The sequence below is a fragment of the Prauserella salsuginis genome, assembly GCF_024648885.1.
GTDB classification, from domain to species: Bacteria; Actinomycetota; Actinomycetes; order Mycobacteriales; family Pseudonocardiaceae; genus Prauserella; species Prauserella salsuginis.
On sequence record NZ_JANBBF010000015.1, the window covers coordinates 141,061 to 158,207 of the forward strand.

The window sequence follows — 17,147 nt, forward strand, 5'->3', positions numbered from 1 at the left end:
GCTGCGTGCCCTTGAGGGGCGGTGGCCGGACCGGCGGGCGGGAGCCCCGATTCTTCCCTGATCATGCTCGCCCGCAGTGCACTCCCACCCACGGTGACCTCCCGCCCACGGTGACCTCCCGCCCACGGTGCCCCCCACCCACGGTGACCTCCCGCCCGCCGTGCGGCCGCCGTGGTCGCTACGGTGCTACCCATGCCCGCCACCACCGTCGTCGTCGTGACCTGGCGCGGTGCTGCCCACCTCGGCGACTGCCTCGACGGGCTCGCCGCACAGACACGTCCACATCGGACACTCGTGGTCGACAACGCAGCCGACGACGCCACCCGGCGGATCCTCGCCGAGCACCCGAGCGCCCCCGAGGTGCTGCGACTCGGCGCCAACACGGGCTACGCGGGCGGCATCGCGGCCGCGCTCGAGGTGGTCGACACCGAGTTCGTCGCGTGGCTGAACGACGACGCGGTGCCGCAGCCCGGCTGGCTCGCCGACCTGGAAGCCGCCGCGGGCCCCACCACGGGCGCCGTCACCTCCCGGCTGATCCGCCCCGACGGCACGGTGCAGTCCACCGGCGTCGGCCTCACCGCCGACGGGCACGGCCACGACCTCACCGACCGCACCACCACCACGCCGTTCGGCTTCTGCGGCGGCGCCGCGCTCGTACGCACCCGCGCGCTCCGCGACGTCGGCGGCGTGCCCACCGAGTTCTTCTGCTACTACGAGGACACCGACACGTCCTGGCGACTGCGCCTCGCGGGCTGGGACATCGCGGTGGCCGAGACCGACGTCCACCACCGCCACGGCGCCAGCACGCGGCCGGGCTCGGCTGCCTTCCACCGGTGGAACGAGCGCAACCGCCTGCTGATGCTCCTTCGTTGCGCTCCCACCGGGGTCGCGCTGCGCGAACTCGCACGGTTCGCCGCCCTCACCGCGCTGCTGCCGCTGCGCAGCCTGACCGCGCAGCTCCGACCCCGCCACCCGGACGTGCCCGACGCGGCGAACTTCGACCCGCGACTGCGCCTGCGCGTGCTGGCCGACCTCACCCGCAGGTCGGGCTGGGTGCGGCGCACCCGACGGGACGTCACGCGCCGCTCGACGGTCGGCCGAGGCTCCCTCTGGCGGCGCTGGGCCGGCGGATAAGCTGGGGCGACTGAGGGGAAGGAGTGCCCGTGCCGCAGCAGGACCCGGCAGTACCGCTGGTCTCGGTCGTCGTGGTGAACTATCGCGGCGCCGACGACACGATCGCGTGCCTGCGCGCGCTGGCCGAGCACGACTACCCGAACCTCGAGGTCATCTGCGTCGACAACGCCTCGGGCGGCGACGACGTGGCGCGCATCCGCAACGCGGTGCCGGGGGTCCGGCTCGTCACCTCGGAGACGAACCGCGGATTCGCGGGCGGCTGCAACCTCGGCGCACGCGAGGCGAACGGCACCGTGCTGGCGCTGCTCAACAACGACGCCCGGCCGGCGCCCGGCTGGGTCGGGACCGCCGTGGCGACGCTGCGGGCCGAGCCCACCGTCGGCGCGGTCGCAAGCAAGGTCCTCGACTGGGAGGGCACGGGCACCGACTTCGTCGACGCGGGACTCACCTGGTTCGGCATGGGCTACAAGCCCCGCTCCGGGGGGCCGATCGCCGACGTGCCACGCGCCGAGCACGAGGTCACCAAGGACGTGCTGTTCGCCACCGGGTCGGCGATGTTCGTGCGCTCGTCGGTGTTCGCCGAGCTCGGCGGCTTCGACGAGCGCTTCTTCATGTTCTACGAGGACGTCGATCTCGGCTGGCGGCTGAACCTGCGCGGCTGGCGCGTGCGCTACGTGCCGGAGTCGCTGACCTATCACCGGCACCACGCCACGATGTCCGAAGTGGACTCGCCGGACGGTGGCCGGGAGACGTTTCTGCTGGAGCGCAACGCCCTGGCCGCGCTGTACAAGAACGTCTCCGACGAGACACTCGCTGCCGCGCTGCCCGCGGCGCTGGCGCTCACCGTGCGCCGGGCCACCGCGCGGGGCGAGCTCGACCCGACGCAACTCGACCTAGAACACGGCACCGGCCCCGCCGACACCTCGCCCGTGGCGGTGCCGCGCAGCACGCTCGCCGGCGTCCTGGCGGTCGATCAGTTCGTCGAGCAACTGCCGTCGCTGGCACGCTCCCGCGCCGTCGAACAGGCCGCGCGCGTCCGCACCGACGCCGACCTGCTGCCGCTGCTGCGCAACGCCTTCGAACCGGCCTATCCCCTCCCCCGATACCTCGCAGCACACGACATCCTCGTCGAGGCCTTCGGCCTCGAGCGGGCGTTCGGCACCCGCCGCAAGGTGCTCGTGCTCACCGGCGACGCGATCACCGAGCGCATGGCCGGCCCGGCGATCAGGGCGTGGAACATCGCCGAGGTCCTCTCCGGCGAACACGACGTCCGCCTCGTGACGGTCAACCCGCTCGCCGAGCCGCCGCCCGCGCCGTTCCCCGTGAGCGCCGCCCGCAGGCGTGACCTGGCCGAACCCGTCGAGTGGGCCGACGTCGTCATCCTGCAGGGGCACGTGCTGGAGATGGCGCCTGCGCTGAAAGACGAGTACGCGCACAAGATCGTCGTGTGCGACCTGTACGACCCGATGCACCTCGAACTGCTCGAGCAGACCAAGGACGTACCCGACGACCGCCGCGCGGCCGACCTCGACGGCGTCACGCGCGTGCTGGACGCCCAGCTGCAGCGCGGCGACTTCTTCCTGTGCGCATCCGAGCGACAACGACACCTGTGGCTCGGCCATCTCGCCGCAACGGGCAGGCTCACCCCGCGGCTCTACGACTCGGACCCGACGACGCAGTCGTTGTTGTCGGTCGTCCCGTTCGGACTGTCGGACCGGCCGCCGCAGCGCACCGGCGCGGGCCTGCGCTCCTCGCTCGGACTGTCCGAAAGCGACCGGGTGGTGCTGTGGGCCGGCGGTGTCTACAGCTGGTTCGACCCGCTGACGCTCGTGCGCGCGGTGGAACGTCTCAGCGACCGCCGCGGCGACGCACGGTTGGTGTTCCTCGGCATGAAGCACCCCAATCCCGAGGTGACCGAGATGGACATCGGCGCACGGACCATGCGGCTGTCCGACACTCTCGGCCTGACCGGGAAACACGTGTTCTTCAACCAGGAATGGGTCGCCTACGACGACCGTCAGAACTGGTTGCTCGACGCCGATTGCGGTGTCACCACGCACTTCGAGCACATCGAGACGACGTTCGCGTTCCGCACCCGCGTGCTGGACTACCTGTGGGCGGGGCTGCCCATCATCACGACCGACGGCGACGCGTTCGCCGACCTGGTGCGCCGCGAGCAACTCGGCGTCGTCGTTCCCGCCGAGGACACCGAGGCGCTTGCCGACGCGCTCGAGAAGTGCCTGTACGACACGGATTTCGTCGACGGCTGCCGCGAGCGCATCGCCGTGGTCGCCCAGCGGTACACCTGGCCGAACGTGCTCGACCCGCTGGTGAAGTTCGTACGCGATCCGCGGCCGGCCGCCGACCGCCTGGCGGGAGCGGCCGACCTCACGAGGGAACCGCCGCTGAACCGGGCGCAGAAGGTGCGCCGCGACGTGGCGCTGGTCAAGGAATATCTCTCCGACGGCGGCCCCGCCGAGCTGACTCGCAGGGCCGCGGGCCGGGTGCGCAAGATCGTACGGACGAGGCTGGGCCGTGGCTGAACCGGACAGGACGTCGAGCGGGAAGCCGTTGCGAGTGCTACTCGACGGCACCCCGCTGCTGGGCAACCGCACGGGAATCGGCCGGTACACCGCATCGCTCTCCGAGGAACTCGCCTCGCTGGCCGACGACGTCGATCTGCGCGCCGTCGCGTTCACCCTCCGAGGCTGGCGGAAACTGCGCACGGTGCTGCCGCACGACGTGGCGGCACGCGGCATGCCGGTCCCCGCACGGATACTGCGCAAGCTGTGGGTGCGCTCGCCGCTGCCGCCGGTGGGCCTGTTCGCGGGCCGTTACGACGTCGTACACGGCACGAACTTCGTGCTGCCGGCCAGCATCCGCGGTGCGGGCGTGCTGACGATCCACGACCTGGCGTTCCTCGACGCCCCGGAGGAGCTGGCGCCGAGCGACGCCGAACTGCCGGAGCTCGTACGCCGCGGCGCCGCAAGGGCGCACGTGATCTGCACTCCGACCGAGGCCGTCGCCGACGCCGTCGCGGAGCGGCTCGACGTGGATCGCGACAAGATCGTCGTGACGCCGCTCGGGGTCGACGCCGGTTGGTTCACCGGACGTCCGCCGAGTTCGCGGACGCGGCAACGGCTCGGGCTGCCGTCGCGGTATCTGCTGTTCGCCGGTGCGCCGGGGCCACGCAAGGGGCTGAACTGGCTGCTGAAGGCACACGCCGCCGACCCCTCGCTGCCGCCACTGGTGTTCGCTGGCCCTGGCCGCTTTCCGCGCGGCGAACGGCGGCACCACGTCGGCTACCTGTCCGATGTGGACCTGCAACGCGTGGTCGCCGGGGCGTCCGCGCTCGTGCTGCCCTCCCGCGACGAGGGCTTCGGACTGCCGGTGCTCGAGGCCATGGCGTGCGACACTCCGGTGGTGTGCACGGACGTACCCGCACTCCGCGAGGTCGCGGGCGGGTTGGCGCACCTCGCGCCGTACGGCGACGTCGACGCGCTCGCCGCGGAGCTGCGCGCCGCCGTCGACGAACCCAACGCCGCGTCGACCGCAGCCGCGCGCCGCGCCCACGCCGGCAACTTCACTTGGCTCCGCTGCGCCGAAACGACCCTGGCCGCCTACCGCACCGCCGCGGGCACCCCCTGACCAACCAACCCCGCGTGTTGCGCCTTCCAGGGGCCGGTGTCCTGCAGTCGGACGCTCGTTCTGCGTTCAGCACCGCGTGTCCTGCGTTCAGCACCGCGTGTTCCGCACTCAGCACCGCGTATTCTGCGTTCTCGGCGCACGGCACGTCGGGACAGGAGCCGGGGCCACCGGCGAGATCGGACAGGGTCAGCACCGCCCCCGTCAAAGTCCGGTCGCGGGCACCGTTCCATCGTGCGCCGGTGCGCTTCGGCCACCGCCGCCAGCGCGTCGCTGCCGTGGACGACCGACGGAGACCTCGGCGCCGAAAACTCGACACCGGCCCCGTCGGGAACCGCCGCACGTCAACGTGTCGTCGCGGGCGATGGTTAGGCGTGACTGGACGGCGCGCGAGGGAGCAACACAGGCCCGAGTAGGCACCGTCGCGCTCTAGCGCGTCGACGAGGGTTGGTGGTCGGGTGACGGGTGGGGCAACACGTGCCCGAGTGCAGAACACGCGGTACCCGAGTGCAGAACACGCGCGTTCGAGTGCAGGACACGCGAGGTTACGAGTCGGCCAGGGCGCTCCGGTGGTCGGCGACGAAAGCCTGCAGGGCTTCGCGCCACGGGCGCAACGGGGTCAGCCCCGCCTCGCGCCACGCGGCGTTCGACAGCACCGAGTACGCGGGCCTCGGGGCGGGGCGCGGGTGATCCGCCGTCGTGCACGGTGACACGCGGTCGGGGTCGGCGCCGACCTCCTCGAACACCGCGCGTGCGAACTCGTACCAGGTGGTCTCGCCGCCGCCCGTGCAGTGCAGTACCCGGCGCTGCGGACCCGCACCGCCGGCGACCGCCGACGCCAGCTCCAGCAGGCCCGACGCGAGATCGACCGTCCATGTCGGACTCCCGCGCTGATCATCCACGACGGACGGGTTCACCCCCTCCGAAGCCAGCCGCGCCATGGTCTTGACGAAGTTTCCGCCACCGGCGCCGTACACCCACGCCGTGCGTACGATCCACCCCGTGACACCGGAGCCGAGCACGGCGTCCTCTCCCGCCGCCTTGGTCCGGCCGTACGCACTGCGGGGCCCCAGCGGCGCATCCGGTTCGTAGGGAGTCTCGCCGTCCCCGCTGAAGACGTAGTCGGTCGACACGTGCAGCAGCGGCACCCGACGGGACGCACACACCGCGGACAGCACCCGCGGCCCGTCGACGTTCACGGCGAACGCGCGCTGTTCGTCGTCCTCGGCAGCGTCGACGGCCGTGTAGGCCGCCGCGTTGATCACCACGGGCACGCGGCCGTCGGCCCGCGCCCCGTCCACCAGCCGAGAAACGCCCTCCAGGACGGCGCCCGGCTTGGTGATGTCCAGTTCCGCGGACCCGGGGGCGTGCACGGCGGCGCCGCGTTCCGCACCGACGGCCGACAGATCCTTCCCGAGCTGGCCCGATCCACCGGGCACCAGCACCGCGAGGCGGCTCATCCGATCACCTCATACAACGACAGACAGCGGGCGACGCACGTCACCGGTTCTTCAGCGGTTCCCACCACGAGCGGTTCTCGGCATACCACCGCACCGTGTCGGCGAGTCCGGTTTCGAAGTCGATGCGGGGACGATAACCCAGTTCGGTGCTGATCTTGGTGATGTCGACCGAATACCTGCGGTCGTGACCCTTGCGGTCCTCGACGGGCCGTACCTTTTCCCAGCCCGCCCCCACCGCTGCGAGCAGGCGTTCGGTGAGCTCACGGTTGGTCAGTTCGGTGCCGCCGCCGATGTTGTAGATCTCGCCTGCCCGTCCCGAGGCGGCCACGAGTGCGATGCCTCGGCAGTGGTCGTCGATGTGGAGCCAGTCGCGCACGTTGAGCCCGTCGCCGTACAGCGGCACCTGCTTGCCGTCGAGCAGGTTGGTCACGAACAGCGGGATGACCTTCTCGGGGAACTGATACGGACCGTAGTTGTTCGAACACCGAGTGATACACACGTCGAGGTCGTGGGTGCGGTGGAAGGACCGGGCCAGCAGGTCGGATGATGCCTTCGACGCCGAGTACGGCGAGTTCGGCAGCAACGGGTGGTCCTCGGGCCACGAGCCTTCCTCGATCGAGCCGTACACCTCGTCGGTGGACACGTGGACGAACCGGCCGACGCCGGCGTCGACGGCCGCCTGGAGCAGCGTCTGCGTCCCGGCGACGTTGGTGAGCACGAAGTCGGCCGACCCTGCGATCGAACGATCCACATGCGACTCGGCCGCGAAGTGCACCACGAGGTCCACACCACGCATGACGTCGGTGACCACGCCCGGGTCGCAGATGTCGCCGCGCACGAACCGCAGCCGCGGGTTGTCGGCGACCGGATCCAGATTGGCCCGGTTGCCGGCGTACGTCAGCTTGTCCAGCACGACGACCTCGGCGTCGGCCAGCTCCGCATAGGCCCCGCCGAGCGTCTGCCTCACGAAGTGCGACCCGATGAACCCGGCGCCGCCCGTGACGAGCACCCGCATGTGTCCTCCCGTACCTGTGACCGGCGCGAGCGTGCCCGCCAGCGCCACCGCGGACCGCCACCGCGGACCGCAGACGGCCGATTCAAACCCTCCGAAAGAAGGGAACTCGACAACAAGGTCGCAACGGCTGTGCGGCCGAACAAGCGTTACACACACCGATCAGTAGGGTGAGAAGAGGCAGCCATCCGGGAGGAGCTAGAGGTGACCGACTGGCCGGGGACAGCGGTCGTGGCCGGCTCCCGCCGACAGCGCAGTCAGCGAAGAAAGCGCAGTCAGTGGAGGAAGCGCAGCCTGTGGGGACGGCGCCGCAGGCGGCAGGACAGCCGTCACGGTGACGAGGAGCCGCCGCATGACACCGGCGCCACACGGCGGGGCAGCACGGCCACGTGGGCGCGGCGGGGTGGCAAGACCGTCGTCGCGCTCGTATCGGCCGTGGTCATGGTCGTTTCCTGGTACGGCTGGCAGTTCATCGGCGACGTCAACTCCGGGCTGTCGACCACCGACGTCTTCGACGAGGACCGGGCCGGGGCCGCACCGATGGACGGCGCGATCGACATCCTCCTCGTCGGCCAGGACAGCCGCACCGACGCCCACGGTAACCCGCTGCCCCGCAAGGTCCTCGACAAACTGCACGCGGGCGACGCGGACGGCGAGCGCCAGACCGACACGATGATCCTGGTGCACATCCCGCAGGACGGGCGCGGCGCCACGGCGATCTCGTTCCCTCGCGACGCCTGGGTCGACCTCGCCAACGAGTACGGCACGCACAAGCTCAACAGCGCATTCGGCCGCGCCTACACCTACACGTCGAAGCAGCTCCACGCCCGCGACGACCTCGACGAGGAGGAGATCGAGGAGCGCGCGCAGGTCGCGGGCCGCAAGAACCTGATCGCGTCGATCGAGAAGCTCATCGACCGGCCGGGCATGATCGACCGCTACGCCGAGGTCAATCTCGCGAGTTTCCACGAGATCACCTCGACGCTCGGCGGCGTGGACGTGTGCTTGAACAACGACGTCAAGGACAAGCGATCGGGCCTCGACCTGAGCGCGGGCAGGCACACGCTGCAGGGCGTGGACGCACTGTCGTTCGTACGCCAGCGCTACAACCTGCCGAACGGCGACCTGGATCGCATCGCGCGCCAGCAGGCGTTCCTGTCCGGCCTGGTGCGCAAGATGCTGTCACCGGACGTGCTGTTCGACCCGAACAAGATCGGCGAGGTCGTCAAGGCGGTGCAGTCGTCGGTCGTGCTGTCGGAGGACTGGGACCTGATGCAGTTCGCCGCGCAGATGCGGAACATGTCGGGTGGCAACATCGAGTTCCGCACCATCCCGGTGGAGGGCAACGCGTGGTTCGGCAACGCCTTGGCACTGGAGATCGACGTCGACGAGGTGCGCTCGTTCGTCGACGAGGTCGTCGGTGACGAGGAGCGGGACTCCTCGTCGGCACCCGACGTGGACGCCGGCGAGTACACGGTGGACGTCTACAGTGCGGCGACGGATCCGGCGCACGGCGAGTCGGTGCGATCGCTGTTGCGGGACAACGGATTCCAGGGTGAAGGTTCAGCCATTGTGGACACTGTCACCGAGCCTGTGGTCCGGCACGCCCCGGGGGAAGACGACGCCGCCGAGGCCGCCGCGGCACTGCTCGGACCCGATGTCGGCGTCGAGGAGGATTCCGCGCTTCCGGAGGGCAAGCTCGAGGTGCACGTCGACGCCGGGTTCGTCCCCGGGCAACCGGCCGGGGGCTCGGAGACGTCCCGTTCGGTGGCGCCCGCGTCCCTGTCGGAGCCCGTGGTGACCGGCCAGGGAGCTCCACACGGAGCGCGGCAGCCCGCACCGGCGCAAACGGATGAATCCGATGAGCCGACCGAACCCATCACCGCCGGTGGCATCCCGTGCGTGAACTAGGCTTACGGCAGGCCTGAGCAGCACACGCCGGATGGGGAGGGGCCGCGTGAACGAGCGCGAGGAGCAGGACGCCGAGCGCCAGGGCTCCGAGGACAGCGACACCACGCCGCGGACCCGGCAGGGCTCCGGCACGGGGGCAGCCGGCACCGGAGCGACCGGGACGGGCGGCGACGACGCAGTGGCGGACGCCGACGGCGGCGCAGCCGCCGGAGACGCGCCCCACGGGTCTGGTGACGCTGGGGCTCCTGCCGACGGCAACTCGGACGGCGCAGTGGCCGACGACGCAGTGGCGGACGGCGCAGTGGCGGACGACGCCGCCGGGAGCGCCACCACCGGCGAAGGCAACACCGGCGAAAGCAGCAACGCCGGAGCGGCGGCCGACACCGGTTCGGACGAGAAGACCGCCGGAACGGCGCGGCACAGGGCTGCACCACGGCCGACACCGCATCGCCGCACGCGGACCACGACAGCCTCGGCCTCGTCGTCCACGGCGGCCTCGTCGTCCACGGCGGCCTCGTCGTCCACGGCGGCCTCGCCCGCGACCGCTACGGCCGCCGCCACATCCCCCGCCGGCGCGACTCGCCAAGGCAGGCTCCGCCGCACGGGCCGCGTGACGGGGCGCACGGTCATCACGCTGCTGTCGGTGATCGCGCTCGGCGTCACCGGCTATGCGTACGCGCGGCTCGACCAGCTCCACGACGCGATCGAGACCACGGACGCCCTCGACGACTGGCACTACGAGTCGAGCGGTGACGAGGAGGCTCCGCCGCCGCCCCCGAAGGACGACGGCGCGACGGACATCCTGCTGGTCGGCGCCGATTCGCGCACGGACATGCAGGGCAATCCGCTGCCGCTGTCGGTACTGAAGGCGTTGCGCACGGAGAGCACCAACGGCATCAAGACCGACACGATGATCATCCTGCGCATCCCGAAGGACGGCAGCGATCCCGTCGGCGTGTCCATTCCGCGGGACACGTGGGTCGACGTGCCCCACGGCGGCCAGGACAAGGTCAACTCGGCGTACGGCGCGGCGAAGAACGCCGAGTGGGGACGATTGAAGGCCGAAGGCGTCACCGACGGGGCACAGCTCGAACGGGACTCGAACCAGGCGGGCAGGCGGGCGCTGGTGCGCACGCTGCAGGACTTCACCCAGGTGCACATCGACCACTACGCCGAGATCAACCTGCTCGGGTTCTACCTGCTCACGGAGTCGATCGGCGGCGTCGAGGTGTGCCTGAACGCACCGACGAAGGACAAGGACTCGGGCGCCGACTTCGAGGCCGGGGTGCAGACCGTCTCCGGCGGCGAGGCGCTGTCGTTCGTCCGGCAGCGCAAGAACCTCCCCAACGGTGACCTGGACCGCATCGTCCGGCAGCACACGTTCCTCTCGTCTGCGCTGGACAAGGCGATGTCGACGGGCACGCTCACGGATCCGGACAAACTCTCGGGTCTGATCGACACGGTCCGCCGTTCGCTGGTGCTCGACCCGGACCTGGACGTGCTCGGGTTCGCCCAGCAGGCCAAGGACCTGTTGGGCGACGGGATGGGATTCGAGACGATCCCCGTCGCCGACATCGCCGCCCGCAGCGGGGACGGGCAGAGCATCGTCACCGTGGATCTGCAGCAGGTGCGGTCGTTCATCCGCGACCTGGCGCACGGATCCGGCGGAGAGGATGGCGAGTCGTCGAGCGACGGCGGGGGCTCCTCGCCGGAAGCGACAAGCACCGCCGACGACGTCCCCGCGCCGAACGGTGGCGGCGCGGCCGCCGGTGGTGACGCCGCGGGTGCCGGCAGCTCGGCACGCGGTGTCACCGGTGGTGACGCGCTCAGCCAGGCACCCGACCAGGTCCCCTGCGTCAACTGACGCGTCCGGCAGGGAGAATCACGGGCGTGAATCTCACCGATCAGCTGCTGCGCCCATTGCTGTCATCGGCCGCGCGCCCGGCGGTGACGCACTACGACGACGCCGTGGGCAGCCGCGTGGAACTGTCCGTGGCGACGCTGACCAACTGGGCGGCGAAGACGGCGAACTGGCTGGTCGAGGAGTTCGACGTCGAGCCGGGCGATCCGGTGGCCGTCGACCTGCCCGCGCACTGGCAGACCGCGGGCGTGCTACTGGGCACGTGGTGGTGCGGCGGACACGTGGTCTCCGACCCCGACGGGGCACGGGTCGCGTTCACCGGCCCGGACGGTCCGACGGGGATCGCCGATGACACGGCCGTCGTCGCGCTCGACCCGCTCGGCCGCGGCCTCGGACCGCAGGGGGCGCCGAACGGAGCGTTCGACTACCTGTCGGACGCGCGCACCGCGGGTGACGACTTCACGCCGCTGATCCCCGTGCCCGGCAACACCGCCGCGCTGCTGGGCGATACGGCCGACGACGTACTGGCGGCCGCCCGGGTGCGAGCCGGCGAGCTCGGCATCGGATCGGGCGACCGGGTGTTGTCGACGCGCGCGTGGACCCTGCCGGATGGGGTGCTCGACGCGCTGGTCGCGCCGCTGGCGGCGGGTGCGCACGTGGTGCAGGTGTCCAACCCGGCGAAGCTGGACGCGCACCGCGCCGCCGAGGCCGCGACCGTCGACCTCAGCTGACCGGTTCGGCCGCCTTGTCGCTGCTGCGACGGCGGCCGACGAGCACGTGGTCGAGTGCCAGCCTGCCGCTGTTGAAGCCCAGTGCGAGGCCGGCGAGCGCCAGCACGAGGACGAGTTCGTAACCGCCTTCGCCGGTGAGCCCCGCGTCGAGGTGGACCGCGAACGTCGCGCCGAGCCCGACGACCGCGAAGCCGATGCCGACCAGCGGCGTCGCGAAGCCGACGATGAACATGATCGCGCCGATGACCTCGACGGCGATGACGAACACCGCGGCGACGGTGGGCAGTGGAATGCCGACGGCCTCGAACATCTGAGCCGTCCCGTCGACGCCCGCGTTCCACTTGTCGAGCCCGTGGGCGAGGAACACGACGCCGACCGCGATGCGCCCGATCAGCGCCGCGACGTCCTGAATGCGTGCGTACATGCCTGACCTCCGCCAGTTGGTTGACCGGCCGTGGGCCCAACGACCGCACAGCCATACCTGTTGCCCGCGCTCACCGTGCTGCCTGAGCGCGCGTTACCGTGACGACCACAATACTGTTGAAATTTCAACGATAATGACAGGGGTCGTGTAAAACCCGAATAACCCGACACACGCCCCACGAGCACACGTCGCATGTCCTGCACTCAGCACCGCGTGTCCTGCACTCCGGACGCCTGGTGCTCCCACCCGTCACTCACCCCGACCTGCCTGCTGGGCCCGTGTTGCGGATTCCAGGGCCCGTGTTGCGCTTTTGCGGAGACCGTGTTGCGGATCCCAGGGCCGGGCTGCGACTCGGGATCCGCGTTGCCTGTCTGGCCTCGACCGGCGGGACGGGAGGTCGCATGCGTCCGCCCGCGATGCGGATCATCCTTGGCCGTCACGCCTACGCTGCGACCAGCGGCTTAGCGAACCAGCATTCGGCGTACGGGTCGTCGCCGTATCGGTCGATGTCGCGATACCCACTGCGCGCGTAGAAGCTCCGTGCCTCGACGAGGTCCAGGCGCGTGCCCAGGCGCATCTCCGGGCTGCGGTGCGCGCGGGCGTGGTCCTCGGCGGCCGTCAGCAGCCGCGGTGCCAGGCCCGTGCCGCGGAACTCCGGCAGCACGAACATCTTCGTCAGCTCGGCGTAGGCATCCAACAGCCGCACACCGACACACCCCGCGACGACGCCGCTCTGCCGGGCAAGCAGGAACACGCCGGTCGGCGGGCGCAGGTCGGCACCGGGCTCGTCGGCCATGGCGGCGTCGACGTCCTCGTCGGTGATCGGCCGGGAGTAGTAGCGGCGGCACAGCTCGGTGAAGTACGCACGCAGCACCGGCACCGCATCGGCGGCGTCGACAGCCGCGGGAGTGATCGTGAACGACGGTTTCGGCGGCGGGGGCGGTTGCGGTGACATCGGGGCGGGCATGAGTCGATCTTGCCATCGCGCCGCAGCCCACCGTGGCAGCACACGATCCCGGCGTGACCCCCATGCCGAGTGACCCCCATGCCGCGTGTCCTGCGTTCGGGCACGCGTGTCCTGCATCGAGACAAGGCAGCGGGCCGGGTACCAGAGGTGCATCCACCGCAGTCACAGCATGGTGGGCGCCCGTCCCGTGGTGAGCGCAGCCCAGCCGACGCTGTGGAAACACCTTCCGCCGAGTGGTCGGCCACCGCAGAATCGCAGACATGATCACTGGCGACCTCGTCACGCTGCGGCCGATCGAACCCGAGGACGCGGACACGTATTGGCGTTGGCATCGCGACCCAGCTGTCACCCGGTGGCTCGCACACGACTACGACGAATCGCTGGCGCAGATCCGCAAACGTTTCGCCGAGCGGCCGGTCAATTCGTACTCGTCGACTGCCTTCGCCGTGGAAACGCTCGCCGACCGCACGCTGATCGGAACGGTGGCGCTCCGCGATGCGACACCCGAGACCGCGCTCGCCGAGCTGGACGTCTACATCGGCGAGGAACGGTATCGCGGCCACGGCTACGGCACCGACACCGTGGCCGCGATCTGCCGCTACGGATTCGCCGCGATGCGACTGCACTCGATCCGGCTGTGGGTCGTGGCCGACAACGACGCGGCCATCCGGGCGTATCAGAAGGTCGGATTCCGCACCGATGGCCGCGGCCGCGATGCGTTCCGTCGCGACGGCTGCTGGTACGACATGGTCCTGATGAGCCTCCTCGAGGGCGAACTCGAGTAGAAACCCGCCGGCACTCAGACCATGGTGAACGCCAGTGCCGTGGTGAGCACCGCCCAGCCGACGACGTGGACGATGCCGAGGGTGCGCCAGCCGCCACGCGGGGTGTCGCGGTCGCCGCGGAGGATGCCGAACACGTACACCGCGGACACGAACACGACCGCGACGGCGATGAGGCACGTCGGCATCAGCGCGTTCGCCGCCCCCGCCGACGGTCCGATCTGCATGTCGCGCACCACGTCCTCGACATGCGTGCGTTCGGGCACCAACAGCACGAGCACGCTGGCGATCCCTGCGGGCACCACGCCGAGCAGCCACCACTGGGCGCCGAGTCGCGTCGCGAGCAGGTGGATGCCGTACACCATCGGAAGCGTTATCGCGGCCATGACACCCACGACGACGATCAGCCCACGGACGTTGCCACCGCCCAGCGCCCACAGTCCTTGCGCGATCGGCACCCGCAGCAGCACGGCGAGCACCGGCATCACGCAGGCCGCCGCGATGGCCAGCACGTGATACGACGGCCTACGCGTGCCGTGGGTGGTCGACTCGGACGCCTCGGCTGATGCTTCGCGGTCCATACGTCGGCACTGTGGCAGACGTGCTCCACCGGTTGGTCACCGGCCACCGATGACCCGCTCGGCGAGAGGCCCCGACGGGACGTGGTCGCGCATCGTTCGACCCGGCGGACGAACATGGACGCTGGCGTCGTGCATGCAGGACACGCGGGGCTGAACGCAGGACACGCGGGCCTGGGTGCAGAACACGCAGGAGAGCGCAGCTGCGCGTCAGCGCGCCGTTGTGGGGTGGCCGTCGGGCGATGGGCGGGCGCAGGACACACGCGAGACGGATGGGGCCACCGGCGATGTCGTCACCGGTGGCCCCACCCGTCGCAAGCTCGGCCGTCGAACTCAGCCCTTGAGCAGGCTCCGTGCCATCACGAGCTGCTGAATCTGGTTCGTGCCCTCGTAGATCTGGGTGATCTTGGCGTCGCGCATCATGCGCTCCACGGGGAAGTCACGCGTGTAGCCGGCGCCGCCGAACAGCTGCACGGCGTCGGTCGTGACCTCCATGGCGATGTCGGAGGCGTACTTCTTCGCCGCCGACGCCATGAACGAGGCCCGCTCGTCACCGCGTTCGCTGGCCGCTGCCGACGCATACACCATGTGACGGGCCGTTTCGACCTTCATGCCCATGTCGGCGAGCATGAACTGCACGCCCTGGAACTCGCCGATGGCCTGACCGAACTGCTTGCGCTCCTTGACGTAGTCGACCGTCGCGTCGAGTGCACCCTGGGCGATGCCGAGTGCCTGGGCACCGATCGTCGGGCGCGTGTGCTCCAGCGTCAGGAGCGCGGTCTTCAGACCCGTGCCCGGCTCGCCGATGATGCGATTGCCCGGGATGCGGCAGTCCTCGAAGTAGATCTCCCGCGTCGGCGATCCCTTGATGCCGAGCTTCTTCTCCTTCGGGCCCACCGAGAATCCCGGATCGTCGACGTGGACCGCGAACGCCGAGATGCCCTGCGACGGCTTCGCCGCGTCCGGATTGCTGACGGCCATGACCGTGTACCAGGTCGACTCGCCCGCGTTGGTGATCCAGCACTTGGTGCCGTTGAGGACCCAGTCGTCACCGTCCTGCTTCGCACGCGTGCGCATGGACGCCGTGTCGGAACCGGCCTCGCGTTCGGACAGGGCGTACGAGGCCCCCTTGCCTGCAGCAATGTCGGGCAGCACCTGCTTCTTCAGCTCGTCCGATGCCGACAGGATGATCGGCTGGGTGCCCAGCTTGTTCACCGCCGGAATGAGGCCGGCCGACGCGTCGACGCGCGAGACCTCCTCGATGACGATGCACGCCGCGAGGGCGTCCGCCCCCTGGCCGTCGTAGGCCTCGGGAATGTGCACCGCGTTGAAACCGGCCTTGTTGAGTGCGTCCAGCGCCTCCGTCGGGTACCGCTCCTGCTCGTCCACCTCCGTGGCGTAGGGAGCGACCTCCTTCTCGGCCAGCGCCCGCACGGCCGCGCGCAGTTCCTCGTGCTCCTCCGCCAGCTGGTAGAGGCCTGGGCCCTCGCTCACGTGCGTCACCTTTCGTCCGAAACCTTCTGCGTCCGTTCTCGCACCGATGTTAGGCGTGGTTCACGTCGCCTGTCTGTGTCGTTGGCCGCAGTAGTCGTTGACCGCAGTATCGACCCCCACGAATGTTACCCGCGCGTAGGGGTCCGTGTGACCGGGCGAACACGACAGCTCAGGGAAATGTTCGCGCCGTAGTGTTCAGCAGCGACATACAGTTGTCCCATGCTGGACGTGGCGAAACTGCGGCTGCTGCGGGCAGTCATCGCGACCGGGTCGATCCGCGCGACGGCTGCACGACTCGGGTACACGCCGTCGGCCGTCAGCCAACAGCTCGCCGCGCTGCAACGCGACACGGGCCTCCGGCTGTTCGACCGGGTCGGCAGAGGTATCGAACCGACGTCGGCCGGCCGCACACTGGCCGGTGAGGCGGAACAAGTGTTCAGCGCCCTGTCGGCGCTGGACGGTGTGGTCGACGACCTGCGCGCGGGACGGGTCGGCAGCCTGTCGATCGGCTACTTCGCCTCGGCGGGCGCCACCTGGCTGCCGCCGGTGGCGGCCGCACTGCAGACCGAGTTCCCCGAGCTCCGGCTCGACCTGCGCATGACCGAACAGCGCGACGGCCTGGAACTACCGGACATCGACCTGTTCGTCGACGCACCCGGCATCGAACACGCCACGCACGCCGACGTTCACCCGGTCGTCGACGATCCGTTCCTCGCCGTCGTCCAGGCCACCGATCCCCTCGCGGCCCGCGGCGAGGTACCGCTCGCCGAGCTCGCCGACCGGCGCTGGGTCGACAACGACCTGCAGCGCGGCGCCTGCCGACGCGTCCTGTTGGACGCCTGCGCGGAGGCCGGATTCTCGCCGCAGTTCGCCGTCGAGACGCACGACTACCAGACCGCGATCCCGTTCGTGGCCACGGGAATCGGCATCACCGTGGTTCCCCGGCTCGGCATCGGCGACCTGCCGCCAGGGCTGACGACCGTACGGCTCGTCTCGCCGCAGCCGGTGCGCAACATCGCGGTGTCGGTGAAGAAGACCGTCGCCGACCACCCGGCCGCAGTCCGCGCCCTCGAGGTGCTGCGAACCGTCGCGGGACCGTGACGTCGCCGCAGCGTGCTGCAGCGTGCTGGCACTGCTCTGTGGTGACG

14 protein-coding genes are annotated in these 17,147 nt (G+C 70.5%); 8 read left to right on the plus strand and 6 right to left on the minus strand.

Features of this window, described 5'->3' with window-relative positions; translation table 11 throughout:
• Nucleotides 1–192 precede the first annotated feature (192 nt).
• The 3 genes from LY40_RS24780 to LY40_RS24790 are packed head-to-tail and all read left to right on the plus strand — an operon-like array spanning nucleotide 193 to nucleotide 4,782.
• Nucleotides 193–1,134, plus strand: a complete 942-nt coding sequence (locus LY40_RS24780; protein ID WP_258938310.1) for a glycosyltransferase family 2 protein — start codon at nucleotides 193–195, stop codon at nucleotides 1,132–1,134.
• 29 nt (nucleotides 1,135–1,163) lie between these two features.
• Nucleotides 1,164–3,677 carry a glycosyltransferase gene (locus LY40_RS24785; RefSeq protein ID WP_258938311.1) on the plus strand — a complete coding sequence of 838 codons (2,514 nt, stop codon included), beginning with the start codon at nucleotides 1,164–1,166 and terminating at the stop codon, nucleotides 3,675–3,677.
• Entirely contained in the window at nucleotides 3,670–4,782 is a 1,113-nt protein-coding gene (locus LY40_RS24790; RefSeq protein ID WP_258938312.1) for a glycosyltransferase family 4 protein, read from the plus strand. Before LY40_RS24785 ends, LY40_RS24790 begins: the two co-directional genes overlap by 8 nt.
• A 542-nt stretch (nucleotides 4,783–5,324) precedes the next feature.
• On the opposite strand, the gene rfbD is transcribed toward LY40_RS24790, so the two are convergent.
• Complete coding sequence (gene rfbD / locus LY40_RS24795) at nucleotides 5,325–6,239, minus strand: dTDP-4-dehydrorhamnose reductase (RefSeq protein ID WP_183779268.1); 915 nt, start codon at nucleotides 6,237–6,239, stop codon at nucleotides 5,325–5,327.
• Between the two features lie 40 nt (nucleotides 6,240–6,279).
• On the minus strand, nucleotides 6,280–7,254 hold the full coding sequence (gene rfbB / locus LY40_RS24800) for a dTDP-glucose 4,6-dehydratase (RefSeq protein WP_258938313.1): 975 nt from the start codon (nucleotides 7,252–7,254) through the stop codon (nucleotides 6,280–6,282).
• A 201-nt stretch (nucleotides 7,255–7,455) separates the two neighbouring features.
• Here rfbB and LY40_RS24805 point away from each other — a divergent pair, with 201 nt between their 5' ends.
• Genes LY40_RS24805 through LY40_RS24815 form a run of 3 tightly spaced genes read left to right on the plus strand, consistent with a single transcriptional unit; the run spans nucleotide 7,456 to nucleotide 11,754 of the window.
• On the plus strand, nucleotides 7,456–9,162 hold the full coding sequence (locus LY40_RS24805; protein WP_258938314.1) for an LCP family protein: 1,707 nt from the start codon (nucleotides 7,456–7,458) through the stop codon (nucleotides 9,160–9,162).
• A gap of 46 nt (nucleotides 9,163–9,208) precedes the next feature.
• Nucleotides 9,209–11,026: an LCP family protein gene (locus LY40_RS24810; RefSeq protein WP_372497780.1), complete on the plus strand. Its 1,818-nt coding sequence runs from the start codon at nucleotides 9,209–9,211 to the stop codon at nucleotides 11,024–11,026.
• A gap of 26 nt (nucleotides 11,027–11,052) precedes the next feature.
• Nucleotides 11,053–11,754 carry a TIGR03089 family protein gene (locus LY40_RS24815; RefSeq protein WP_258938315.1) on the plus strand — a complete coding sequence of 234 codons (702 nt, stop codon included), beginning with the start codon at nucleotides 11,053–11,055 and terminating at the stop codon, nucleotides 11,752–11,754.
• On the opposite strand, the gene LY40_RS24820 is transcribed toward LY40_RS24815, so the two are convergent.
• Nucleotides 11,747–12,178: a DoxX family protein gene (locus LY40_RS24820; protein WP_258938316.1), complete on the minus strand. Its 432-nt coding sequence runs from the start codon at nucleotides 12,176–12,178 to the stop codon at nucleotides 11,747–11,749. The genes LY40_RS24815 and LY40_RS24820 overlap by 8 nt on opposite strands.
• 442 nt (nucleotides 12,179–12,620) lie before the next feature.
• Nucleotides 12,621–13,145, minus strand: coding sequence for a GNAT family N-acetyltransferase (locus LY40_RS24825; RefSeq protein WP_258938317.1), 525 nt, complete (start codon nucleotides 13,143–13,145; stop codon nucleotides 12,621–12,623).
• 260 nt (nucleotides 13,146–13,405) lie between these two features.
• Between LY40_RS24825 and LY40_RS24830 the strand changes: the two genes are divergently transcribed.
• Nucleotides 13,406–13,930, plus strand: a complete 525-nt coding sequence (locus LY40_RS24830) for a GNAT family N-acetyltransferase (protein ID WP_183779279.1) — start codon at nucleotides 13,406–13,408, stop codon at nucleotides 13,928–13,930.
• 14 nt (nucleotides 13,931–13,944) lie between these two features.
• Here the strand turns inward: LY40_RS24830 and LY40_RS24835 are convergent, their stop codons facing one another.
• Nucleotides 13,945–14,508 (minus strand): hypothetical protein, encoded by a 564-nt coding sequence (locus LY40_RS24835; RefSeq protein WP_258938318.1) that lies wholly within the window; start codon nucleotides 14,506–14,508, stop codon nucleotides 13,945–13,947.
• 330 nt (nucleotides 14,509–14,838) lie between these two features.
• A complete protein-coding gene (locus LY40_RS24840; RefSeq protein WP_183779283.1) occupies nucleotides 14,839–16,008 on the minus strand; it encodes an acyl-CoA dehydrogenase family protein in 1,170 nt (389 codons plus the stop codon).
• A 210-nt stretch (nucleotides 16,009–16,218) separates the two neighbouring features.
• Here LY40_RS24840 and LY40_RS24845 point away from each other — a divergent pair, with 210 nt between their 5' ends.
• On the plus strand, nucleotides 16,219–17,100 hold the full coding sequence (locus LY40_RS24845; RefSeq protein WP_258938319.1) for a LysR family transcriptional regulator: 882 nt from the start codon (nucleotides 16,219–16,221) through the stop codon (nucleotides 17,098–17,100).
• Nucleotides 17,101–17,147 lie beyond the last annotated feature (47 nt).

Coding starts and splice junctions, on each gene's coding strand:
- rfbD (WP_183779268.1), bottom strand. CDS start 6,239: ATGAGCCGCCTCGCGGTGCTGGTGCCCGGTGGATCGGGCCAGCTCGGG.
- LY40_RS24825 (WP_258938317.1), bottom strand. CDS start 13,145: ATGCCCGCCCCGATGTCACCGCAACCGCCCCCGCCGCCGAAACCGTCG.
- LY40_RS24845 (WP_258938319.1), top strand. CDS start 16,219: ATGCTGGACGTGGCGAAACTGCGGCTGCTGCGGGCAGTCATCGCGACC.
- rfbB (WP_258938313.1), bottom strand. CDS start 7,254: ATGCGGGTGCTCGTCACGGGCGGCGCCGGGTTCATCGGGTCGCACTTC.
- LY40_RS24780 (WP_258938310.1), top strand. CDS start 193: ATGCCCGCCACCACCGTCGTCGTCGTGACCTGGCGCGGTGCTGCCCAC.
- LY40_RS24835 (WP_258938318.1), bottom strand. CDS start 14,508: ATGGACCGCGAAGCATCAGCCGAGGCGTCCGAGTCGACCACCCACGGC.
- LY40_RS24830 (WP_183779279.1), top strand. CDS start 13,406: ATGATCACTGGCGACCTCGTCACGCTGCGGCCGATCGAACCCGAGGAC.
- LY40_RS24820 (WP_258938316.1), bottom strand. CDS start 12,178: ATGTACGCACGCATTCAGGACGTCGCGGCGCTGATCGGGCGCATCGCG.